Below are 22,037 nucleotides of genomic sequence, written 5' to 3' on the forward strand. Positions count from 1 at the left end.
ATTGATATATTTATTCTTGTGTACCTGCTTTTGCACTTAATTCCATAGAAATTGCAGAACGCTCAAACTTTACTTTTCCAGACATGGTTTCAATTACACATGTTTGATCTTTATCATTAAGTTCTAAAATTTTACCGTGCAAACCACTTTTGGTAATTACTTTATCGCCTCTTTTTAATTCAGCATTAAATTTTTTCTCTTTTTTAGCACGTTTCATTTGTGGTGCAATCATAAAGAAATACACAACCACAAACATTAACAGTATAAACGGCAATTGCCCCATTCCTTCCATTATAGTTGATTAGTTATTTGTTAGTTATTTAATTGTTGCTCTTGCAACTGGTTTATTTTGTATTTGGATCTATTACGTTAGCCGTAATTTTAACCATTTCTGAACCCGATTCTGTATTAGCAGAAACTGTTATGGTTTTAGTTATTTTATTTGGTCCAGATGCGTTATAAGTAACAGTAAATTTACCTGTTTTACCTGGGGCTAAAGGTTCTCTACTCCAATCTTCTGGCACGGTACAACCACAAGTACTTTTAATATCTGTTATAACTAAAGGTGCATTTCCTGTATTTTTATATGTAAATACGGTTGATACAGGTGTGCCTTTTGGTATATCGCCAAAATCGTATTCCGTTTCATTAAACTCTAACTTAGGAAATTTAGTAGCATCTGCATCTCTTAGTGCTGCAGCAGTTACGTTAGCTTCTTCAATTTTTTTAGTTGCATCATCTTTGCAAGATGTAAAAGCTATTAAGGTAATAGCACTTAAACATAATATTATTTTTTTCATTACTTTGTTTTTTATGTTCTAAAAAATAAAAACACGTATTTATAAGTTATTCTTATTCTAGTTGTAAAAATAGGAATTATTTAACCTTCTAAAAATTTTTAATAGCTTCTTAACAGAAATTTACATTAAACCCCGACCTATTTTTTTCAAAGTACCTGCATCTTCATATTCTTTAACCAATTTATCTAAAATACCATTAATGAAAATACTACTTTTTGGTGTTGAATATTCCTTTGCTATTTCTAAATACTCATTTAAAGTAACTTTTACAGGAATTGAAGGAAAGCTTTTTAACTCGCAAATAGCCATTTGAAGCAACACATAATCTACGTTAGCAATACGATCTGCATCCCAATTTTGAGTTTTATTTTCAACTTCTTTGTTTAAAGCGGTTCTATTTAAAAGCGTTTTTTTAAACAAATCGATAGCATATTGCTTATCATCTAAATCTTTATACAATTTTGGTGTAAAATAACCTTCTGCCGATGTGGTTTTGGCTTTTCTAAGCAACTTCAATATGGTTGTATTTACTGTTGGCAAATCATCCAACCATGTTAAATTTTTATCTTCTAAATAATCGTAAAGCTTTTCGTTTGGTGCTATAATATCTTTAAAAACATCAACAATAAACTCTTTATCTTCTTTAAAATCAGAAACGCGCGTTTTCATGTACTCTTTATACATATCGCTAGATGTTATGGCTTTAAAAATAACATCAACATACTCGCTATCCAACTCCCAATTAGTAATATTGTGTATTTCTAACTGATTTTTCAACTGAAAATTTTCTGATAAAAGTTTAAGCAATTCGTTGTTTACAAACTTGCGGTTTGGATCTTTATCTTCTTTAGTTGCTAGATGCTTTTTTTGCTTTTTTTGTAAATCGTCTTCAGCTCTTTTTTGAACTTCTATTAACAACGATAGTAATAATAAGTACAAGTTGTACATATTGTCTATACTAAACAGCAAAAATTTCTGGTCTTTACTAAAATCGTCACTTTCACTTCCTTTAAACGCATACAAGGTTTGCATTACTTTTACACGAATATGTCTTCTGTTTAGCATAATTACAATGAACTTAAATTTATAAAGTCGAAAAATTTATGGTTTCGCGCTGCAAAAATAATACTATTTTAAAAAGTGACAGCCACTTTTTTGTTTTATTATTTATTAAATACTTTATGGTATTTTTAACAATTACAAAACAGGTTTTAAAACATTAAATGGTTTTAAAATTTTATATTTGCTTACATAAGTTACCATACAAATTTCTATTATAGATACACTTTAAATGAAGGAATTACAGCATTTAAACAAATACTTTTTAAAATACAAAAAGCAGCTTTTAATTGGCACAGCCATAACCATTATAGCTAGAATATTTTTGTTATTTACACCACGTTACGTACGAGAAATTTTTGTAGTTATTGAAAATTACATGAAAGGTGGCGTTACCGAACAAGCTGTAAAATCGCAATTAACCATCGTTATTATATACATTATTGGCGCGTCTATCATTGCTGCAATTTTCACGTTTTTTATGCGTCAATACATTATTAATGTATCACGTTATGTAGAATACGATTTGAAAAATGAAATCTACGACCAATACCAAAAACTATCCTTAAATTTTTACAAAAAAAATAGAACGGGCGATTTAATGAACCGTATAAGTGAAGATGTTGGTAATGTACGTATGTATGCAGGACCTGCAATAATGTACAGTATTAATACCATTACGCTTTTTGTTATTGCACTAATTTACATGTTTAATGAAGCTCCAAAACTAGCACTTTACACTATTTTACCGTTGCCAATACTTTCAATTGTTATTTATAAATTAAGCAAAGAAATACACTTAAGAAGCACCATTGTACAACAGTTTTTATCAAAACTTTCAACGTTTACACAAGAATCTTTCAGTGGTATTTCAGTAATAAAAGCTTATGGAATAGAACCGCAAACATCTGTAAATTTTGAAGCTTTAGCTGCTGAAAGCAAAGAAAAACAAATAAACTTAGCTAAAGTACAAGCGTGGTTTTTTCCTATGATGATTTTACTTATTGGCGCCAGTAACTTACTTGTTATCTACATTGGCGGTATGCAATACATAAACGGTGAAATTGAAAGTTTAGGAACCATAGCAGAATTTATTATATACGTAAACATGCTTACATGGCCAGTTGCTACGGTAGGTTGGGTAACATCAATTGTACAACAAGCTGAAGCATCACAAAAACGTATTAATGAATTTTTAAGGTTAGAACCAGAAATAAAAAACTTGGTAGATGTACATACCGAAGCTAAAGGCGATATTGTTTTTAATAATGTTTACTTTACCTATGATGACACCAATATTCAAGCATTAAATGGTGTAACTTTCAATATTAAAGCTGGTGAAACACTGGCAATTTTAGGAAAAACTGGTTCAGGAAAATCTACTATATTAGATTTAATTGGGCGACTTTATGATATTAACAGTGGTTCAATTTTAATAAATAATACGCCTATTAAAGAACATAATTTAACCGATTTAAGAAATAGCATTGGTTATGTACCACAAGACGCCTTTTTATTTTCTGACACCATAAAAAACAATATAAAATTCGGAAAAGAAGATGCTACTGATGATGAAGTTATTGAGGCTGCAAAAAATGCCCAAGTACACAAAAACATTGTTAAGTTTAATAAAGGTTACGACACTATTTTAGGCGAACGTGGTATTACACTTTCTGGTGGTCAAAAACAACGTGTTTCCATTGCTCGAGCCATAATAAAATCTCCAGAAATTTTATTGTTTGACGATTGTTTATCGGCTGTTGATACTGAAACTGAAGAAAAAATACTTAAAAACTTAATAAAAATAACAAAAGGAAAAACAGCTATAATTGTAAGTCATCGAGTATCTTCAGCTAAAAATGCTAATAAAATTATTGTACTCGACAATGGCAAAATTGTACAAGAAGGCACTCATGAATCGCTAATAAATGTAGATGGTTACTACCAACACCTTTACTTAAAACAGTTAAGCGAAACCGACTCAAATAAAGCGTAAACATATTGTTATACAGATAAGTATGTAAAATGTATTTTAAATAAAATGCAAGGAATATTGTAATTTGAAAAAGAAATAGCACAAAATGTTGCTTAGTATCGGTTTTTTTTAGATTTTTGGTATAAATTGATAACTTAATAAATTTCTATACACTATGAGTAATAATGACATGATGGAGAAAGAGGAGATTTTTTCTAAAGTATTAAGAGCAGGAAGACGCACATATTTTTTTGATGTTAGATCTACAAAAGCTGATGATTATTATTTAACAATAACCGAAAGTAAAAAGTTTACTAATGATGATGGCTCTTTTCATTACAAAAAACACAAAATATATATTTACAAAGAAGATTTTAGTGAGTTTAAAGACATTTTATCTGAAATGACTGAATATATTATTGATGAAAAAGGCGATGAAGTAATAAGCGAACGCCACCAAAAAGATTTCAAAAAAGATTACGAAAATGAAGATATAAGTGAAGAAATTATTTCAAACAAATCATTAGAAAGTTTCACCGATATTGAATTTGACGATATTTAATAGTTTATAAAAAACTAAAACCGCTACAGAAAAGTAGCGGTTTTTTTAGCTCACGACGCTTCCGTTCACAACATTAGTTTCTGGGCTTAAAAGCATAACATCTTTACCATTTACTGCACCCATTACCAAACAGTCACTCATAAATTTGGCAATTTGCTTTTTAGGGAAGTTTACATTTGCAACAATTTGCTTATTTAGTAAATCTTCTTTTTTATATAATGTAGTTATTTGGGCAGATGATTTTTTTATACCTAAATTCCCAAAATCGATGGTTAATTGATACGCCGGATTTTTTGCTTCAGGAAAATCGTTTACTTCAATAATAGTACCTACACGCAAATCAATTTTAGTAAAATCTTCAAAAGTTATTGTTTCTTTCATTTTTTAAAAATACAAATTATACCGAACTTTGTAAAAAACATTTAAACATGGCAGATACGCCTTCAAACATGTTGCCATTAGGCACAAAAACACCTTTTTTTGAATTACCTGATACGGTTAGTGATTCCCTTTTAAGTTTAGAAAAAGTAAAAGGAGAAAACGGCACAGTTGTTATGTTTATTTGCAACCATTGTCCGTTTGTAATTCATTTAAATTCTGAAATAGTTTCTATTGCAACTAGTTACATTAAAAAAGGTATTGGTTTTGTTGCTATTTCTAGTAATGATGCCGTTAGATATCCGCAAGATGGTCCAGAAAAGATGAAACTTCATGCTAAAAAAGAACATTATCCATTTCCATATTTGTATGATGAAAATCAAGAAGTTGCCAAAGCTTTTGATGCTGCTTGTACACCCGATTTTTATGTTTTTGATGCTAATTTAGAACTGGTTTATAGAGGACAATTAGATAGTTCAAGACCTGGAAACAACTTACCTGTTACTGGCATTGATTTAAGGCATGCGTTAGATTGCTTGATAGAAAACAAAGAAAATACAAGCTTACAAAAACCCAGTATTGGCTGTAGTATAAAGTGGAAAAATTAAAAAGTTAATTGCCAAAAACCTACATCGTGCCAGGTATCAAATTTATAACCTACTTCTTTAAAGTGTGCTACTTTTTCAAATCCGAAGTTTTCATGAAGTTTTACGCTTGCATCATTAGGCAATGTTAACCCGCCAATAATTACATGATAGTTTCTACTTTTAAGCTCACTTAACAATTCAGAATACAATTTCTTACCTATATTTTTTCCTATTTCGCTATTTTTAATATAAATAGTAAGTTCTACTGTATTATTATAAGCTGGTTTTGTTCTAAAAGTATTGGCGTAAGCATAACCTAATATTTCATTATGTTCTTCAAATACTATAAAAGGAAATTCAGTTGAAATTAAACTAATTTTTTCTTCAAAATCCTTCTTTGAAAAAGGAACTAAATCTAGTGTAACTATAGAATTTATAACGTAATAATTATAAATATCTACCAGCTGTTGAGCATCTTGAATTTGAACGTTTCTTATCATGAATTACATCCAATTATTACGTTTCATCAAATTTTCAATATGTGCATAATGATGGTTGCTGTGCCATGCGTACATACCAATATTGTAATTTAAAACAACTTCGTTTTGTGTTTCTGGGTGAATAAAACTTTTGTTTAAATCTTCTTCATTCAACCCTTTTAATAAATACACCAATTTTACATGAACAGCTTTTAAATGAAGTAACGACATATTAATTGGAGCTGTTTTATAATCAAACAAATTAGCCCATCTATCTTCATAATAGGCTTTTATAACAGGTTTTTCTTCGGTTAACGTCCATTTAAAACGTGCGTAACTATGATGATGACTATCGGCAAGATGATGAACAACTTGTCTTATCGTCCAACCTTCTGGTCTATAAGGCGTATTTAATTGCTCATCTGATAAGTTTTTAACTAGGTTTTCTAACCTATTTGGAAAGTGTTCTAAAATAGATAACCAGCCTTCTATATGATTTGCAGAAATGGTATTTGGGCAACTAAATTGCCCTATTGGATATTTTAGTTTTTGTAAAGTGTCTTCTGTCATAAAAACAAAGATAGAGAAATACTATGCAATTTCAATCAACCCTATTTTTATACAATTTATGGCTGTTTCAATAGAATTAAATCGTTTGATTTTATCATTAAAAAACAAATTTTCAATCATTGAATTTAAAATGCCTATGTTACTTTCAGATACTATAAAATAACCTTTAAGATTGTAACTGTTTTTGAAAAACTTTAACCAATCTGAAGCTACAACAGCATATGAATTAATGCGATTGGAAATATAAATTAAATCGCTGCCATCGGTTCCTAAATAACATGCTATATCTTCCACAATGACTTGTGCATGTTGGTTCCAATTAAAACTAACGCCTCTGTTAATTTCAGAAACAACAAAACCGTCAAAAATGAAAACAGTTCCAAAAGAATAATTTAATTCTTTAAGAACCTGGTTGTATAAATCGATATCTTTTATGCTTTTCACAGCTCAAAAATAGCTTTATTGCTAATAAATGAAGAATTAAATCGATTAACCTAAAAATAATTAGCTATAAAGAACAAGCCTAACTAAAAAACAAAAAGCATCCAAATTTGGATGCCTTTTGTTTAATATATAATAAGCGTATTATTTAACGTTCATTAATTCTACGTCGAAAATTAAAGTTGCGTTTGGTGGAATTACACCGCCTGCACCTCTACTACCATAACCTAAATGACTTGGTATAACAAAGCGTGCTTTATCGCCAACGTTTAATAATTGAATACCTTCATCCCAACCTGAGATTACTTGACCAACACCTACTGGAAAATCAATTGGTTGGTTGCGTTTGTATGAAGAATCGAAAACAGTTCCATCGGCCAATTGTCCTTTATAATGAACTGATACATTTTTACCTTTTTCAGCTTTTACACCATTTCCTTTTTGAATAATTTGGTAACGTAAGCCACTTTCTGTTTTATTGAATCCTGTTGCTAATTTATCTAATTCAGCTTCAGCAGCTTTTTTAGCTTCTTCTATTCTTTTAGCTCTTGAACCTTCAAAAGTTCTAAAAGCTTCAACTGCATTGTATGTTTCAGCTTCAGTACCAACTCTAACAATTTCTAAAGTTTCAATTTTATCGCCTTGAGCAATTGCATCAACAACATCTTGTCCTTCAACTACTTTTCCAAAAACGGTATGGTTATTATCTAACCAAGGTGTTTCTACATGTGTTATAAAAAACTGGCTACCATTTGTTCCTGGACCTGCGTTTGCCATTGATAAAATACCTGGAGCATTGTGCTTTAAATCTGGGTGAAATTCATCATCAAACTTATAACCCGCATCACCTGTACCAGTACCTAGTGGGCAACCACCTTGAATCATAAAATCTGGTATAACTCTATGAAATTTTAAGCCATTATAATAAGGTGTTCCTTGTGGTTTTACTTTATTTTCTAAGTTTCCTTCGGCTAAAGCTACGAAGTTACCAACTGTTCCTGGTGTTTTTTTGAATTCTAAAGCAACTAGTATTTCGCCTTTAGTTGTGTTGAATTTTGCGTATAATCCGTCTTGCATTGTTCTGTTTTTATTTGAAGCTGCAAATATATGAAATGATTAACGATTGTTGATTAACGATTCGTGTTTTTTGGTTGTTTTTGTATATAAAAAGCTTACACGCAATAAAGTTTAAATACTCGTTTTAATTAACTTTTAAACTAATTAGCTACTTCACTAATAAATTTAATTCTAAACAAACGAAGTTCATCATCTTCATAATCGCCATCAAACTCTTTTATTGCTTTTTCAATACTATCAGATGAAGCTTCCATAAAATAATCATGCAATTCTTCTTGCTGGTCTTCATCAAGAATTTCATCAATCCAATAATTTATATTCAATTTGGTACCTGAATAGACTATGGCTTCCATTTCTTTAATAAATTCTTCCATTGGCATTCCTTTTGAAGATGCAATATCATCTAAAGGTAATTTTCTATCTATATTTTGAATGATGTAAAGTTTGTTGGCTGAATTTGTACCTGTTGATTTTACAACCAAATCATCTGGTCTAATTATATCATGTTCTTCAACATATTGTGCTATAAGTTCAATAAAATCTTTTCCGTATTTTTTTGCTTTACCATCTGCAACACCATGTACGTTAGCCAATTCTGCCATGGTTATTGGATATTTTAAAGCCATATCTTCAAGAGATGGGTCTTGAAAAATAACAAATGGTGGTACACCTAGTTTTTTAGCATTCTTTTTTCGTAAATCTTTTAGCAGATTCATAAGAAGTTCATCTGCTACTGCGCCTTCGCTTTTTGCTGCAGTTATTACACTACCATCTTCTTGTTCGCCATCAAAAATATGATCTTCAGTCATCATAAAACTTTCTGGATTTTTGATGAATGCTAAACCTGAAGGTTCTAATTTAATAACGCCATAAGTTTCAATATCTTTTCTTAGTAAACCTGCAACAAGTGCTTGTCTTAACAACGCCATCCAATATTTTTTGTCTTTGCTATTTCCTTTTCCAAAAAAGGCTTGTTCGTTGGTTTTATGCGAATTTATTAAGGCATTTTCTTTACCTGTAATAACATGAACGAGGTCTTTAGATTTGTATTTTTCGTTGGTATTATCTATGGTTTCTAATAGCAACTTAACATCTTCTTTGGCTTCGTGCTTCTTTTTAGGATGCCTAACGTTGTCATCCATATCGCCTCCTTCACCCGTTTCGTTATCAAATTCTTCACCAAAATAATGCAATATAAATTTGCGTCGTGAAATTGAGGTTTCGGCAAATGCTACAACTTCTTGCAATAATGCTTGCCCAATTTCTTGTTCGGCAACAGGTTTACCAGACATAAATTTTTCAAGCTTCTCAATATCTTTATAAGAATAATAAGCCAAACAATGACCTTCACCGCCATCGCGTCCTGCCCTACCTGTTTCTTGGTAGTAACTTTCAATACTTTTTGGAATATCATGATGAATTACAAAACGCACATCGGGTTTATCTATACCCATACCAAAAGCAATGGTTGCTACTACAACATCTACATCTTCCATCAAAAAATTATCTTGGTAGTTAGATCTAGATTTAGCATCTAACCCCGCATGATAAGGCACAGCTTTTATACCATTTACTTGTAAAACTTGAGCTAATTCTTCAACCCGCTTTCTACTTAAACAATAAACAATACCCGATTTTCCTTGATTTTGTTTTATAAAACGGATAATATCTGCATCAACTGTTTTGGTTTTTGGCCGTACTTCATAATATAAATTAGGCCTGTTAAACGATGCTTTAAAGGTTTTTGCACCACTAATACCTAAGTTTTTTATGATATCTTCTTGTACTTTTGGTGTTGCGGTTGCTGTTAAACCTATTATTGGAATGTTATCGCCAATGCGTGCGATAATGTGCTTTAAGTTACGGTATTCTGGTCTAAAATCATGTCCCCATTCACTTATACAATGCGCTTCATCAATAGCCATAAAAGAAACTTTTACAGAACGTAAAAAATCAACATTTTCTTCTTTTGTAAGCGATTCGGGTGCTACATACAATAGTTTAGTAACACCATTTATTATATCTTCTTTTACACGTTTTATCTCCGTTTTATTTAACGATGAATTTAAAACGTGTGCAACACCTTCTTCATTTGAAACACCTCGTATAGCATCTACTTGATTTTTCATTAATGCAATTAAAGGCGATACTACAATAGCAGTACCTTCTTGCATGAGTGCGGGCAATTGATAGCAAAGTGATTTGCCACCGCCTGTTGGCATAATAACAAATGTATTATTACCTGATAAAATACTGTCTACTACATCTTCTTGAAGTCCTTTGAACTTACCAAATCCAAAATATTTTTTTAGTGCAGAATGCAAGTCACTTTTTGATACTGACATGAATGATTAAAATTTATTTTACTTATTAAAAAAACACATTAAATATTCAAAATTCTATAGACTATTTAATAATGTATTAAGAGAACCCTCGTGTTTTTTCGTTAGTTTTGTAACCGAAATCGAAATTACAATAAATTTGATTTTGATTAACATTAAAGATAACAAAATCTTTAAAAGCATCAACTAAAAAAATAATAAATTTTGAATAGTATAGCTTCAATTATTAATATCGCAAAGCAAACCATTGAAATGGAAAGTAAAGCCATTTTAAATTTATCTAATTTAGTAAATGATGATTTTGCAAATGCGGTAGAACTAATTTATCAATCAAAAGGACGCGTAATTATTACAGGAATTGGTAAAAGTGCCATTATTGCTAGTAAAATTGTTGCTACATTAAATTCTACTGGAACACCTTCTGTATTTATGCATGCAGCCGATGCTATTCACGGCGATTTAGGACTTATTCTTGAAGATGATGTGGTTATTTGCATTTCAAAAAGTGGAAACACCCCTGAAATTAAAGTGCTTATTCCACTTATAAAAAGGTCTAAAAACAGATTAATTGCCATTACTGGAAATACAGAATCGTTTTTAGGTCAACATGCCGACTATATTTTAAATGCTTTTGTTGAAAAAGAAGCATGCCCAAATAATTTGGCTCCAACAACCAGTACAACAGCGCAATTGGTTATAGGTGATGCTCTTGCTGTTTGTTTACTAGAATTACGTGGTTTTTCAAGTAACGATTTTGCAAAATACCACCCTGGTGGTGCTTTAGGTAAAAAACTATATTTACGCGTTTTAGATATTTCTTCGGTTAACCAAAAACCAAAAGTTGTTGCTTCTACAAGTATAAAGGAGGTCATAATTGAGATTACTGAAAAAATGCTTGGCGTTACTGCTGTAGTAGAAAACAATAAAATTATTGGTATCATTACCGATGGTGATTTACGTAGAATGCTTACTAAAGTAGATGATTTCTCTAAACTTACTGCTAAAGATATTATGGGTTCTAATCCAAAACGTATTAATGCAGAAGCTATGGCTATTGATGCCCTAGAACTTATGGAAGCAAATGGAATTTCTCAACTATTGGTAGAAGAAAATGGCAATTACGCGGGCGTAGTGCACTTACACGATTTAATTAAAGAAGGTATTATATAATGGCAAAAAAGAAGAATATAAATGAGATGTCTTTTTTAGACCATCTTGAAGAGTTGCGTTGGCATTTAATTAAAATAACATTGGCAGTAGTTATTGTTGCTACTTTAGCTTTTTTATTTAGCCGATATATTTTTGAAGACATCATCTTCGCTCCATTAAACATGAATTTTCCAACATATAAATGGCTTTGTGATATTGCTACTTATATGAGTGTTGATACTAGTTTTTGTAACGATAAAATTCCGCTTATTTTACAAAACCGTACTATGGCAGGACAATTTTCGGCCGATATTTGGACTGCTATTTTAGGTGGTTTCATCATATCATTTCCATACATTATTTTCCAATTATGGAAATTTATTAGCCCAGGTTTGCACGAAAACGAACGCAAACATTCTCGTGGATTTATTGTTATTTCATCGCTACTTTTCTTTTTAGGCGCGCTGTTTGGGTATTACTTAATAACCCCATTATCTATTAACTTTTTGGCTAATTATAGTATTTCATCACGTGTTGAAAATCAAATTGACATTAGTTCTTTTATAGGCTTGGTAAGGTCTTCAGTATTAGCATCAGGTATTATATTTGAATTGCCAATAATTATCTATTTTTTAACAAAAATAGGTTTAGTAACACCCGAATTTTTAAAAAAATACCGCAAATACGCTTTAATTCTTGTATTAGTACTTTCAGCAATTATAACACCTCCAGATATTGCTAGTCAAGTTATTGTAGCTATCCCTATTTTAATTTTATATGAAGCTAGCATTATAATTGCTAAAATTGTAGTTAGAAATCAAAAACGAAAAGAAAAAAAACATGTCTGATATAGTTACTGAATTTAATGATTACCGTTCTAAAATGAACGATAAAATTTTAGCCGACAACAACAAAGTGATTAAACGTATTTTTAATCTAGACACAAACGCTTACGCAGAAGGTGCTTTAGATGTTAAAACTAAAGAACTTTTAGGCTTAGTAGCTTCTGCTGTTTTACGATGTGATGATTGTGTAAAATACCATTTAGAAACCAGCCACAAATTAGGTTTAACAAAAGAAGAAGTTGTTGAAGCTTTAAGTATTGCAACCTTGGTTGGCGGTACAATTGTTATTCCACATTTGCGACGTGCTTACGAGTTTTGGGATGCTTTAGAACAACACAGTTAATTAATTAAAACCCTTTGCTATACTAGTTGAATATGATTTTACTATTTTTAGCGTTTAGTTACTAAAAAATATGATTTTAAGAGCTCAAAATTTGATGAAGTCCTACAGCGGACGAAAAGTAGTAAAAGACGTTTCTTTACAAGTTGAACAAGGCGAAATTGTTGGGCTTTTAGGACCAAATGGTGCTGGAAAAACAACATCGTTTTACATGACCGTGGGTTTAATAAAACCTAATAGTGGTCATATTTTTTTAGATAAAACAGAAATTACACAATACCCCATGTACAAACGTGCCCAAAATGGTATTGGCTATTTAGCACAAGAAGCGTCCGTTTTTAGAAAATTAAGTATCGAAGATAATATTTTAAGTGTTTTGCAACTTACCAAGCTAAGCAAAAAGGAACAACATTTAAAAATGGAATCGTTAATTGAAGAATTTGGTTTAGGTCATATAAGAAAAAATCGAGGCGATTTACTATCTGGTGGCGAACGCAGACGAACCGAAATTGCACGTGCCTTGGCAACCGACCCAAGTTTTATTTTGCTTGATGAACCATTTGCGGGCGTTGACCCCGTTGCAGTAGAAGATATTCAACGTATAGTAGCACAACTTACCAAAAAAAATATTGGTATTTTAATTACCGACCATAACGTACAAGAAACACTAGCTATTACCGATAGAACTTATTTAATGTTTGAAGGTAGCATTCTTAAAGCTGGTGAACCTGAAGAATTAGCAAATGACGACATGGTACGTAAAGTATATTTAGGTCAGAATTTTGAATTGCGCAAAAAGAAAATTAGAGATTAATTATCTATAATTCAATTACTTTTAAAAAAAACATCAACTATATAATTTAAACATAGTTGATGTTTTTTTTATTAGCCTTTTCTACGTTCTAAAAGCACCATCATCATTAAACTTAATAAAATTGATTCATCATCCTCTATATCTGTAGAAACTAACTTTGCTACTTGAAATTTTCTACCAAAAAAAGATGCTTCTTTTTTCATTCTTAATATAGGTTTATTTTGCAAATCAATTACACTATAACTAGGATTAAAAAAATAACCAGTAAAAATATTTAAAACAGGAATTTGCCCTAATAAGCCGTCTAATACTTTTATCCAAGCATTATCTTCTTTAATGCGGTATTTAAGTTTTTGATGCTTATTTATAATTTCGTATTCAGCCTTCCAAATAGATTTCCAACCTTTACGAGCTACTTTACCTATTTCAACATTACTACTATTTTTTATACTATAAGCTGCAGAAAAATCAATCCACCTATCTGCATTTATTTTGTAGTTAACTTGTGTTTTATTTTCATTATTATAAACAGTAATATCTTCCTTTAATTTAAACATTTTTTGCTTTACATAAGCAATTGTTTTTCCTTGAGAGTTAGTTGCCGTAAAATCGTTTGATAATGTTGAAATATGAAAAGTGAAGTTTATTGGATAATTAAAATCTTCCATTATTTTTATTTATTAAAATTGTTTGGTTAAAACTAACTTATTTTCTTACTAAATCAAGTATTTTTTTAAATAATTTTATTACTAAAACTGCAATTAAACCAACCAATAACCCAACAATAAAATCTTTTATAAATGGAGGTATTACTTCCATAAAATGATGAAGAAACGCTATATTATGTGTAAAAATACCGCCTGCAACCAATATTAGCGCAATTGTACCTATAACCGATAAACTTTTAATAACCCAAGGCAATGCGTTTACCAAAAACGTTCCTATACCTGTTAAAAACTTGTTTTGGTTATTACTCTTTTTTATGAATTTATAACCTAAATCGTCCATTCTAACTATCATGGCTACTATACCATAAACACCAATAGTGGCAATAATGGCAACAATAGAAACTACCAATATTTGAATGAGTAACGATTGCTCCAAAACGCTACCTAAGGAAATAATTACAATTTCAACCGACAAAATAAAATCTGTTACAATGGCAGATTTTATCTTCTTTTTTTCAACCTGTAAAACGTCTTCTTCAGCAATAGAATCACTTGAAACGTCTGCTACTTCGTGTTTATGTGGCACAAAAAATTCAACTACTTTTTCTACACCTTCATAGGCTAAATAAACGCCTCCTAAAACTAAAATTAAGGTTACTGCCCATGGTAAAAAGGAACTTAATAAAAAAGCTATTGGTAAAATAATAAGCTTGTTTAAAAAAGAGCCTTTGGTAATTGCCCACAAAACTGGCAACTCTCTGGATGATAAAAACCCCGTTGCTTTTTCGGCATTTACTGCTAAATCATCTCCTAAAATACCTGCTGTTTTTTTGGTGGTAACTTTACTCATTACCACAACATCATCCATAAGTGCAGCAATATCATCTAACAATGCAAAAAATCCTGAAGCCATAAATAATACTTTTTATTTTATTTTGGAAGTTAAATTATCTAGTATAGACATACCTATATATACTAAAATAATTATTGGAATAGCTGCAAATTGCAATACAATTAAGAACAAAACACACAGTATTAAGAAGATATAACGGGTTGCATTGGCTTTAAAATCCCAATTTTTAAACTTTAAAGCGAAAAGTTTTACGCTTGAATTTAGCAAATAACAACTTAAAACCGTTAAACCAATTAAAAACCATTTATTAACTATTATTGAGTTTATTAAATCGTTATTTTGGAATTCTATTATTAAAGGTAATGATACAATAAGCAATGTATTTGCTGGTGTTGGCAAACCCTTAAAATAGGTTTGTTGATCTTCATCAATATTAAATTTTGCCAAACGGTATGCAGATGCTAAGGTTATACACAAACCTATTAATGGTAATATTGCTAACTTAAATCCAACCCATTCCATACTAAAACTACTTTGCCATTCATTCGTCATTTCTGGGGTGTCAATAGTTAAATGTAGTAGTTTATACATAATTATTCCTGGTACAACGCCACTTGTTACCATATCGGCAAGCGAATCTAATTGTACACCAAGTTCACTTTGCACATTTAGTTTTCTAGCAGCAAAACCATCAAAAAAATCGAAAAATATACCAAGAAACACAAACAAAGCAGCGTTAATTAAATTATTTTGAACTGCAAAAATTACAGCAATTGTTCCGCAGAAAAGATTTAAAAGTGTTAAGGCATTTGGTATATACTGCTTCATGGTTAGTCGTTTAATGTTGTAAAAATAGCAAACAATTTTCGTCTAAAACAATATCTATTATAATTTCAAGTTTATAGGTTTATAAATTATGTGCATCTTTGTAAAAAAATTGCGATTGAGATCTTACATTACCGTTTTACTTTGCATTTTCACCGCATCGGTATTTAGTCAAACCATTAGAAAATATTCTAACGAGTTTATGAATATTGGTGTTGATGCCGCTGCTTTGGGTATGAGTAGTGCTGTAACTGCAACAACTTCCGATGTAAATTCGGGCTATTGGAATCCTGCTGGTTTATTAAAATTGGAAGATAATCAACTAGCTTTAATGCACTCTAGTTACTTTGCCAACATTGCAAATTATGATTATGTAGCGTTTGCAAAACCATTGGACGATAGAAGTGTTTTTGGTATTTCGCTTATTAGATTTGCGGTTGATGATATTTTAAATACAACACAACTTATTGACGACCAAGGAAATATAAATTACGATAGAATAAGTCTTTTCTCTACAGCCGATTACGGATTAACATTTTCATACGCACGTGCACTTCCTATTGAAGGACTAAATTATGGTGTAAATGCTAAGGTAATACGACGTGTTATTGGCAAATTTGCATCGTCTTGGGGTTTTGGTTTTGATGCTGGAATTCAATTTGAAAGTAATAACGATTGGAAATTTGGCATTATGGCTCGCGATGTTACAACCACGTTTAACGCTTGGGCTATTGATAAAGAGGAATTTAAAAAAGTTCAAGATGCTGTTAAAGGTCAAAATCAAGAATTACCAGAAACTACCGAAATTACCATTCCTAAACTACAAATTGGTGTTTCTAAATTAATGACCTTTAATTACGATTACACACTTTTAGCAGCAGCAAATTTGAATGTACGTTTTGAACAAAACAACGACATTATTTCGTCATCGTTTGCAAGCATCAATCCAGCATTAGGATTTGAATTTGGGTATATTGATATGGTTTATTTACGTGCAGGTGTTGGTAACTTTCAAAATGAACTGCAAATTGATAATGTTAGCGAAAAACTAACATTTCAACCTAGTTTTGGTGTCGGTTTCAAATACAATGGCATTCAAATAGATTATGCATTTACCGATATTGGCGACCAAAGTGTGGCGTTATATTCCAACGTGTTTTCGTTAAAACTCGATTTTAGTATCTTTAGATAACTTCAATTTTATGCAAAAAAAACTACTTTTTTTAATTCTCTTTTTTTTAGTTGAAATAACAATCGCGCAGCAAAACATTCTTTCTGAACAAGCAGAAATAAGTGTTTTAACCATTGGTCCTGGCGCATCGTTAAACGATGCATTTGGGCATAGTGCTTTTAGAATAAAAGATCCTATAAAAGGAACAGATATTGTGTTTAATTATGGTGTTTACGATTTTGAAACACCTAATTTCTATTTAAAATTTGCTCAAGGAAAACTTAATTATTTAATTGGTTTAAATTATTACGACGATTTTTTTGAAGCATACATATTACAAAATAGAACCATTAAGGAACAAGTTTTAAATCTGTCAGCAACTGAAAAACAAAAATTATTTAATTATTTAATAAACAATTACAAACCAGAAAATCGAGCATATCTATATGAGTTTTTCTATGATAATTGTGCCACCAAAATAAAAGATGTTACCAATATTGCTTTAAACAACAGCATTGTTTTTAATAATCCTAAAAGCTATAAAGACCAAACATTTAGAACGTTAATTCAAAATAATTTGAATAAAAATTCTTGGGGAAGTTTTGGTATTGATATCGCATTAGGTTCTGTAATTGATAGAAAAGCAACACCTGAAGAAACCATGTTTTTACCTGAAAACATATATAAATTCTTTGAAATTGCAACTATTAAAAATACAAACAAACATTTAGTTAAAGAAAGTAAGGTGATATATAAAGAAATAAAAACACCTAAATCAACTAATTTTTTAACCAGTCCGTTATGTGTTTTGGGTATTATTGGTTTGTTCATTTTATATATAACTTACACCGATTTTAAGAAACAAAAACGAAGTAATTGGCTAGATGTAATCTTATTTAGTGTTACTGGGCTTGTTGGCATTTTTATATTACTACTTTGGTTTGCAACCGACCATAAAGGCACTCACCAAAACTACAACCTACTTTGGGCTTTTGTACTTAATATTTTTGTAATAGGACAATTAGTTAAAGCAAAAGCTAGCGCATGGTTTGTAAAGTATTTGAAATTGTTAGTAATACTTTTATGCCTTTTAACATTACATTGGATTCTTGGTGTACAGGTATTTGCTATTGGGTTAATACCACTTTTAATAGCGTTGTTTGTAAGATATTTATATTTAATAAAGTATTTCTCAGCAATAAGCAATAAGCAATAAGCAATAAGCAATAAGCAAATATAATTACTGTCCTCTATAGAAAATAACAGTGCTTAACGTTTTTATAAAAATATTAGCATCTAGTAAAAAACTTCTGTGTTTAATATAATACAAATCGTATTGAAGTTTTAGTAAACTTTCATCTACCGATGAGCCATATCGTGTTTTTACTTGTGCCCAACCTGTAAGGCCTGGTTTTACAATATGTCGTGTTTCGTAAAAAGGAAGTAATTGTGATAGTTGCCTAACAAAATGCGGACGTTCTGGTCGTGGTCCAATTAAACTCATATCGCCTTTTAAAATATTTAAAAACTGCGGAAATTCATCAAAACGTGTATTCCTTAAAAATCTTCCAAACGGTGTTATTCTTGTATCATTCTTTTTTGCCCAAACTGCACCAGAAGCTTCGGCATTTTTAATCATGGTTCTAAACTTAATTATTCGAAATAGATTGCCATTTTTACCAATACGTTCTTGTGTGTAAAAAAGTGGCCCTTTATTACCAATAAAATTGCCTATTAAAATGAAAGGCAATAATAAAATGCCAAGTGAAATTCCTAGAATAGCTATAAAAATATCGAATAGTCTTTGGAAAAACAGGTATAATTTGTTGTGATTACTTCGACTGAAAGGAAAATACTTGTAAAAATCTTTTCCAACAAATTGAACAGGTACACGTTGCATCATATCTTCATAAACCTGTGTATATTCTTTAATAGGAAAACCACCTTCTAGAAGTGTGATTAAGTCTCTGTAAATTTCTGGAGTTATGGTAGCAGAGTTATAACTAGCAACAACTATTTCAGAAATTAGCTCATCTTTTATTACCTGATATATTTGCTTAGGGCTATATTCAACGATACCTTTAAACTTAATTTTATCAGATTTTCTTTTTTCACAATTTATAAAACCTATAATCTTATAATTTGGGTCGGCATTTTTAAAAGCATCTATAATTGCTTCAATATTAGATGTTTCGCCAATAATTAATACTTTTTTATAAAATCTAGGCGACGTTATAAACGTTACATAAGCGAAACGCCATATAAACAATGCAACAAGTATTGAAAAATAAAAATATACTATTTGAAGCCTGTTTTCTGGTAAAATTGGCGTGAAAAATGGTGTTAAAAAATAGAATAATACGGTAATTGAAACTGTAAAAACAATACTTGTGGCTATTTTTTCAATTTTACTTGATTTTTGTAAATCGTAAAGTTCAAAAATAGTTCCGAAAATAGTTATATATAAAATAAGCACAAATGCCCATCGCCATTTTTCTTTTGTTATGGTGAAATAATCAAAATCAAATGTATTACTTACAAAATATAATACAGCAAGTATTGAAACGGTATCTAGGATACGTAATAATATCTTTCGTTCTGATATTTCAAAGTGAATCCCTTTTTTTGCCATTTTTAGTTTAATCTTGACAGATGTTAAAGATAGTAAGTTAATTACATAAACTAATAGTTATTCTAAAACACTAATCCATAAGTTTTTAACAATATTCCAATCAAAATTAGCAACTTTATTTCTGGCATTTAAAGTGATTTTTTGAGTGTTTTCAATATTAGATTGTAGTTTTTTAATGGCTTCAATAAAATCAGTTTCGTTGTTTGGATTAACCAAAACACCATCTATTTCATTATTTATTAAAAAAGGTAAACCACCAACATTTGTAGAAATAACTGACAACCCTAATGCCATTGCTTCAATAACACTAACGGGCATATTATCAAAATTTGTGGTGTTTATAAATATATTATAATCTTGAGAAAGTGAAATCCATTCTGTTTTTGATAATTTACCAGTAAAAGTTACCGCTACATTTAAAGTTTTAGCAAAATTTTTTGCTTTAAGCAAAGAACCATCGTTATCTGGACCAACCATACAAAGTGATGCTTTTATGTTTTCATTTTGTAAACCTTTTAGAATTTTAATTGCTAAAAGTGGGTTGTAAATTTCTGAAAATGAACGTACCCAAAGCAATTTAATTGTTTGAAAATCTCTTTGCTTGAATGGGTATTTATCAATTTCGATGCTGTTAGGAATGCAAACTATATTCGTATAACCATACTTTTCAAATTCAGTTTTAATATAATTTGAAGGAGTAATGTTTTTAAATGAATTGCTAAATATAGTTTTTGATAATTTAGGGTTTGTTTTTAACCTATTTGGTAAATTTCCACCATGTAAAATGGGCATATACTTCAACTTAAATAATTGACATAATAAACTACTTAAATATGCGTAATAAAAATTAGAAGTACTATATGTATCAATTAAAACATAATCTGCTTTTTTAGAATACTTTATAATAGCAAAAAGCATATCAAATAAACGCCATAATTTATTTGACTTGTTTGAAGATACAAAAACAGCATGACCTTGAAACCTTAGTAATTTGCTCAACGTTTCAATAGTTGTTTCCGTTTTACCTTTGCTAGATAAATTGTTTCCTATGTATAGAATATTTTTCATCTGATGATTTATATTCAATTAACTATTAGCTTCAGTAATTTTCAATTTACTAAGGGTTTTTATATCTTTTTTAGTATTTGCTGTTTGATAGTTTATGCTTAATAAACAAAGTCCGTAAATAAAAGCTGGTGCTGCAATACGCATGGACGAGTGATTAATTGTTAGCAGCCAAAACATATAACATGCGTAAAAAAACATGTTTGATTTGTTTTTTATTCGTAAAATTAAAGGTGTAAATAACAAAATTGATAACGCTATTAACCCTAAAAGACCATGTTCTGATAGGATACGACTCATCTCGTTATGAGAAGCAGCTAAAATCCCTTCTTTTTGCTCTCGAAGTTCTTTTATTTTACCAACACCAACGCCTACAATCGGGCTATTTAAAAACTCGTCAATTTCAAAAGAAACCAAATCAGTTCTTCCAGTAGTTATATCTTCTTTTTCTCTACCTAAAGCATCTTGGTTTGCATAACGTTTATCAATAAATCCACCTGTTTGTAAAGATGAATACACCCAAATTGAAAAGCCAATACCTATAAAAACAACAAACAATCTACTAACCCTTAATTTATGAAATACGTTAACTTTTCTAAAATAAAGATAAATAAACGCAATTATCATGATGATAGCCGTTATAACGCCTCCACGACTAAAAGTTATAATAGCGCGATAACTAATTAAAAAGAAAAGAGCGGCATTTATTAATTTGAAAAACATGGAAGGTGATTGCGAAAAAAACCTAACACCAAATATAAACATACCTAAACCCAAAACGGTTGCTACTTGATTTGGTCCAAAACCTCCAGAAGCTGCATAATTAGAACCCGTACCTGTAATAGTATCTCTAACGCTTGGGTTGTATAAAAATAAATACACGGTTGTTGCAATTAAAGGCAGTGCCATTGTAAAAAACACCTTTTGTATGGCGTTATAACTAACTCTTAGTTTATAACAAAAAACAGCTACAATACCTAAACAAATTGGGCCACTTAAATTGAAAGCAATAGCGGTTCGTAGTGTTGTACTTTCAGTCATTGTAAATGCTGCTACAAAAATACCAGGAATAAGCAACAAAATATAAATTACATATGCTATTGGTTGCCCGCGTTGCCTAGTAGTAAAAAGTCCTATTAAACAAAATACTATAACTAAATATTTTGAAGCTTCATACAAAAAGCTTCCACCCGTCATTCTTATAAAAACTTCTGCACCAACAACATAAGCACAAGCTATTAACACTTGAACCGCTTTAAAAGATGGTTTTGTTTTAAATATTTTATTTAAAAAATACACAAAAACACCTAAAAAATACAATTTTGATAAGGCTGGAGAAACATAAATAACCAGTCCTATTAAAACATGTAATCCTATTGCTTTTATGTAATTGATTTTATTCAAA

The 22,037-nt window shown here is 30.3% G+C and carries 24 protein-coding genes; 9 read left to right on the forward strand and 15 right to left on the reverse strand.

Annotated elements, in window-relative coordinates:
- Nucleotides 1-10: 10 nt before the first annotated feature.
- From yajC to nusB, 3 genes are all read right to left on the reverse strand, one after another.
- A complete protein-coding gene (gene yajC, locus ACFQ1R_RS05390) occupies nucleotides 11-292 on the reverse strand; it encodes a preprotein translocase subunit YajC (protein ID WP_379925096.1) in 282 nt (93 codons plus the stop codon).
- 52 nt (nucleotides 293-344) lie between these two features.
- Entirely contained in the window at nucleotides 345-800 is a 456-nt protein-coding gene (locus ACFQ1R_RS05395; RefSeq protein ID WP_379925097.1) for a DUF1573 domain-containing protein, read from the reverse strand.
- Nucleotides 801-920: 120 nt separating this feature from the next.
- Complete coding sequence (gene nusB, locus ACFQ1R_RS05400; protein WP_379925098.1) at nucleotides 921-1,865, reverse strand: transcription antitermination factor NusB; 945 nt, start codon at nucleotides 1,863-1,865, stop codon at nucleotides 921-923.
- Between the two features lie 226 nt (nucleotides 1,866-2,091).
- On the opposite strand from nusB, the gene ACFQ1R_RS05405 reads away from it, so the two are divergent.
- Nucleotides 2,092-3,855, forward strand: coding sequence for an ABC transporter ATP-binding protein (locus ACFQ1R_RS05405; protein WP_379925099.1), 1,764 nt, complete (start codon nucleotides 2,092-2,094; stop codon nucleotides 3,853-3,855).
- Nucleotides 3,856-4,009: 154 nt separating this feature from the next.
- Nucleotides 4,010-4,396 (forward strand): PUR family DNA/RNA-binding protein, encoded by a 387-nt coding sequence (locus ACFQ1R_RS05410; protein ID WP_379925100.1) that lies wholly within the window; start codon nucleotides 4,010-4,012, stop codon nucleotides 4,394-4,396.
- Nucleotides 4,397-4,441: 45 nt separating this feature from the next.
- Here ACFQ1R_RS05410 and ACFQ1R_RS05415 read toward each other — a convergent pair whose 3' ends face one another.
- A complete protein-coding gene (locus ACFQ1R_RS05415; RefSeq protein ID WP_379925101.1) occupies nucleotides 4,442-4,777 on the reverse strand; it encodes a tRNA-binding protein in 336 nt (111 codons plus the stop codon).
- A gap of 47 nt (nucleotides 4,778-4,824) precedes the next feature.
- Here ACFQ1R_RS05415 and ACFQ1R_RS05420 point away from each other — a divergent pair, with 47 nt between their 5' ends.
- Nucleotides 4,825-5,382, forward strand: a complete 558-nt coding sequence (locus tag ACFQ1R_RS05420; protein ID WP_379925102.1) for a thioredoxin family protein — start codon at nucleotides 4,825-4,827, stop codon at nucleotides 5,380-5,382.
- On the opposite strand, the gene ACFQ1R_RS05425 is transcribed toward ACFQ1R_RS05420, so the two are convergent.
- From ACFQ1R_RS05425 to ACFQ1R_RS05445, 5 genes are all read right to left on the reverse strand, one after another.
- A complete protein-coding gene (locus ACFQ1R_RS05425) occupies nucleotides 5,379-5,861 on the reverse strand; it encodes a GNAT family N-acetyltransferase (RefSeq protein ID WP_379925103.1) in 483 nt (160 codons plus the stop codon). The two genes, ACFQ1R_RS05420 and ACFQ1R_RS05425, sit on opposite strands and share 4 nt — an antisense overlap.
- A 3-nt stretch (nucleotides 5,862-5,864) precedes the next feature.
- Nucleotides 5,865-6,410 (reverse strand): YfiT family bacillithiol transferase, encoded by a 546-nt coding sequence (locus ACFQ1R_RS05430; protein WP_379925104.1) that lies wholly within the window; start codon nucleotides 6,408-6,410, stop codon nucleotides 5,865-5,867.
- Nucleotides 6,411-6,431: 21 nt separating this feature from the next.
- Nucleotides 6,432-6,854, reverse strand: a complete 423-nt coding sequence (locus tag ACFQ1R_RS05435) for a hypothetical protein (protein ID WP_379925105.1) — start codon at nucleotides 6,852-6,854, stop codon at nucleotides 6,432-6,434.
- Between the two features lie 141 nt (nucleotides 6,855-6,995).
- A complete protein-coding gene (locus ACFQ1R_RS05440; protein WP_379925106.1) occupies nucleotides 6,996-7,928 on the reverse strand; it encodes a peptidylprolyl isomerase in 933 nt (310 codons plus the stop codon).
- Nucleotides 7,929-8,068: 140 nt separating this feature from the next.
- On the reverse strand, nucleotides 8,069-10,273 hold the full coding sequence (locus tag ACFQ1R_RS05445; RefSeq protein ID WP_379925107.1) for a RecQ family ATP-dependent DNA helicase: 2,205 nt from the start codon (nucleotides 10,271-10,273) through the stop codon (nucleotides 8,069-8,071).
- A gap of 249 nt (nucleotides 10,274-10,522) precedes the next feature.
- Between ACFQ1R_RS05445 and ACFQ1R_RS05450 the strand changes: the two genes are divergently transcribed.
- The 4 genes from ACFQ1R_RS05450 to lptB all read left to right on the forward strand — a co-directional run bounded on the left by ACFQ1R_RS05450 (nucleotide 10,523) and on the right by lptB (nucleotide 13,418).
- Nucleotides 10,523-11,440, forward strand: coding sequence for a KpsF/GutQ family sugar-phosphate isomerase (locus ACFQ1R_RS05450; protein ID WP_379926313.1), 918 nt, complete (start codon nucleotides 10,523-10,525; stop codon nucleotides 11,438-11,440).
- A complete protein-coding gene (gene tatC / locus ACFQ1R_RS05455; protein WP_379925108.1) occupies nucleotides 11,440-12,267 on the forward strand; it encodes a twin-arginine translocase subunit TatC in 828 nt (275 codons plus the stop codon). Before ACFQ1R_RS05450 ends, tatC begins: the two co-directional genes overlap by 1 nt.
- Entirely contained in the window at nucleotides 12,260-12,607 is a 348-nt protein-coding gene (locus ACFQ1R_RS05460) for a carboxymuconolactone decarboxylase family protein (RefSeq protein WP_379925109.1), read from the forward strand. Before tatC ends, ACFQ1R_RS05460 begins: the two co-directional genes overlap by 8 nt.
- Nucleotides 12,608-12,677: 70 nt before the next feature.
- A complete protein-coding gene (gene lptB, locus ACFQ1R_RS05465; RefSeq protein WP_379925110.1) occupies nucleotides 12,678-13,418 on the forward strand; it encodes an LPS export ABC transporter ATP-binding protein in 741 nt (246 codons plus the stop codon).
- A gap of 71 nt (nucleotides 13,419-13,489) precedes the next feature.
- On the opposite strand, the gene ACFQ1R_RS05470 is transcribed toward lptB, so the two are convergent.
- From ACFQ1R_RS05470 to ACFQ1R_RS05480, 3 genes are read right to left on the reverse strand one after another with little or no spacing between them, the layout of a single operon-like run.
- Nucleotides 13,490-14,086: a hypothetical protein gene (locus ACFQ1R_RS05470; RefSeq protein ID WP_379925112.1), complete on the reverse strand. Its 597-nt coding sequence runs from the start codon at nucleotides 14,084-14,086 to the stop codon at nucleotides 13,490-13,492.
- A 37-nt stretch (nucleotides 14,087-14,123) separates the two neighbouring features.
- Entirely contained in the window at nucleotides 14,124-14,999 is an 876-nt protein-coding gene (locus tag ACFQ1R_RS05475) for a DUF808 domain-containing protein (protein ID WP_379925113.1), read from the reverse strand.
- A 12-nt stretch (nucleotides 15,000-15,011) separates the two neighbouring features.
- A complete protein-coding gene (locus ACFQ1R_RS05480) occupies nucleotides 15,012-15,767 on the reverse strand; it encodes a CDP-alcohol phosphatidyltransferase family protein (protein WP_379925114.1) in 756 nt (251 codons plus the stop codon).
- A 115-nt stretch (nucleotides 15,768-15,882) separates the two neighbouring features.
- Here ACFQ1R_RS05480 and ACFQ1R_RS05485 point away from each other — a divergent pair, with 115 nt between their 5' ends.
- Together ACFQ1R_RS05485 and ACFQ1R_RS05490 are read left to right on the forward strand one after the other, a co-directional pair.
- Nucleotides 15,883-16,956 carry a putative type IX sorting system protein PorV2 gene (locus tag ACFQ1R_RS05485; RefSeq protein ID WP_449288659.1) on the forward strand — a complete coding sequence of 358 codons (1,074 nt, stop codon included), beginning with the start codon at nucleotides 15,883-15,885 and terminating at the stop codon, nucleotides 16,954-16,956.
- A 10-nt stretch (nucleotides 16,957-16,966) separates the two neighbouring features.
- A complete protein-coding gene (locus tag ACFQ1R_RS05490) occupies nucleotides 16,967-18,151 on the forward strand; it encodes a lipoprotein N-acyltransferase Lnb domain-containing protein (RefSeq protein ID WP_379925115.1) in 1,185 nt (394 codons plus the stop codon).
- Between the two features lie 24 nt (nucleotides 18,152-18,175).
- On the opposite strand, the gene ACFQ1R_RS05495 is transcribed toward ACFQ1R_RS05490, so the two are convergent.
- From ACFQ1R_RS05495 to ACFQ1R_RS05505, 3 genes are read right to left on the reverse strand one after another with little or no spacing between them, the layout of a single operon-like run.
- Entirely contained in the window at nucleotides 18,176-19,567 is a 1,392-nt protein-coding gene (locus tag ACFQ1R_RS05495; protein ID WP_379925116.1) for an exopolysaccharide biosynthesis polyprenyl glycosylphosphotransferase, read from the reverse strand.
- Nucleotides 19,568-19,624: 57 nt separating this feature from the next.
- Complete coding sequence (locus tag ACFQ1R_RS05500; RefSeq protein ID WP_379925117.1) at nucleotides 19,625-20,635, reverse strand: glycosyltransferase family 4 protein; 1,011 nt, start codon at nucleotides 20,633-20,635, stop codon at nucleotides 19,625-19,627.
- A gap of 18 nt (nucleotides 20,636-20,653) precedes the next feature.
- Nucleotides 20,654-22,036, reverse strand: coding sequence for an O-antigen ligase family protein (locus ACFQ1R_RS05505; RefSeq protein WP_379925119.1), 1,383 nt, complete (start codon nucleotides 22,034-22,036; stop codon nucleotides 20,654-20,656).
- Nucleotide 22,037: the final 1 nt, after the last annotated feature.

The sequence above is a fragment of the Mariniflexile jejuense genome (assembly GCF_042675665.1).
In the GTDB taxonomy this organism is placed as follows: Bacteria; Bacteroidota; Bacteroidia; order Flavobacteriales; family Flavobacteriaceae; genus Mariniflexile; species Mariniflexile jejuense.

Coding starts and splice junctions, on each gene's coding strand:
- ACFQ1R_RS05425 (WP_379925103.1), bottom strand. CDS start 5,861: ATGATAAGAAACGTTCAAATTCAAGATGCTCAACAGCTGGTAGATATT.
- ACFQ1R_RS05470 (WP_379925112.1), bottom strand. CDS start 14,086: ATGGAAGATTTTAATTATCCAATAAACTTCACTTTTCATATTTCAACA.
- ACFQ1R_RS05450 (WP_379926313.1), top strand. CDS start 10,523: ATGGAAAGTAAAGCCATTTTAAATTTATCTAATTTAGTAAATGATGAT.
- ACFQ1R_RS05410 (WP_379925100.1), top strand. CDS start 4,010: ATGAGTAATAATGACATGATGGAGAAAGAGGAGATTTTTTCTAAAGTA.
- ACFQ1R_RS05415 (WP_379925101.1), bottom strand. CDS start 4,777: ATGAAAGAAACAATAACTTTTGAAGATTTTACTAAAATTGATTTGCGT.
- ACFQ1R_RS05420 (WP_379925102.1), top strand. CDS start 4,825: ATGGCAGATACGCCTTCAAACATGTTGCCATTAGGCACAAAAACACCT.
- ACFQ1R_RS05445 (WP_379925107.1), bottom strand. CDS start 10,273: ATGTCAGTATCAAAAAGTGACTTGCATTCTGCACTAAAAAAATATTTT.
- ACFQ1R_RS05440 (WP_379925106.1), bottom strand. CDS start 7,928: ATGCAAGACGGATTATACGCAAAATTCAACACAACTAAAGGCGAAATA.
- ACFQ1R_RS05475 (WP_379925113.1), bottom strand. CDS start 14,999: ATGGCTTCAGGATTTTTTGCATTGTTAGATGATATTGCTGCACTTATG.
- ACFQ1R_RS05495 (WP_379925116.1), bottom strand. CDS start 19,567: ATGGCAAAAAAAGGGATTCACTTTGAAATATCAGAACGAAAGATATTA.
- ACFQ1R_RS05500 (WP_379925117.1), bottom strand. CDS start 20,635: ATGAAAAATATTCTATACATAGGAAACAATTTATCTAGCAAAGGTAAA.
- ACFQ1R_RS05395 (WP_379925097.1), bottom strand. CDS start 800: ATGAAAAAAATAATATTATGTTTAAGTGCTATTACCTTAATAGCTTTT.
- tatC (WP_379925108.1), top strand. CDS start 11,440: ATGGCAAAAAAGAAGAATATAAATGAGATGTCTTTTTTAGACCATCTT.
- ACFQ1R_RS05460 (WP_379925109.1), top strand. CDS start 12,260: ATGTCTGATATAGTTACTGAATTTAATGATTACCGTTCTAAAATGAAC.
- ACFQ1R_RS05430 (WP_379925104.1), bottom strand. CDS start 6,410: ATGACAGAAGACACTTTACAAAAACTAAAATATCCAATAGGGCAATTT.
- yajC (WP_379925096.1), bottom strand. CDS start 292: ATGGAAGGAATGGGGCAATTGCCGTTTATACTGTTAATGTTTGTGGTT.
- nusB (WP_379925098.1), bottom strand. CDS start 1,865: ATGCTAAACAGAAGACATATTCGTGTAAAAGTAATGCAAACCTTGTAT.
- lptB (WP_379925110.1), top strand. CDS start 12,678: ATGATTTTAAGAGCTCAAAATTTGATGAAGTCCTACAGCGGACGAAAA.
- ACFQ1R_RS05405 (WP_379925099.1), top strand. CDS start 2,092: ATGAAGGAATTACAGCATTTAAACAAATACTTTTTAAAATACAAAAAG.
- ACFQ1R_RS05490 (WP_379925115.1), top strand. CDS start 16,967: ATGCAAAAAAAACTACTTTTTTTAATTCTCTTTTTTTTAGTTGAAATA.
- ACFQ1R_RS05480 (WP_379925114.1), bottom strand. CDS start 15,767: ATGAAGCAGTATATACCAAATGCCTTAACACTTTTAAATCTTTTCTGC.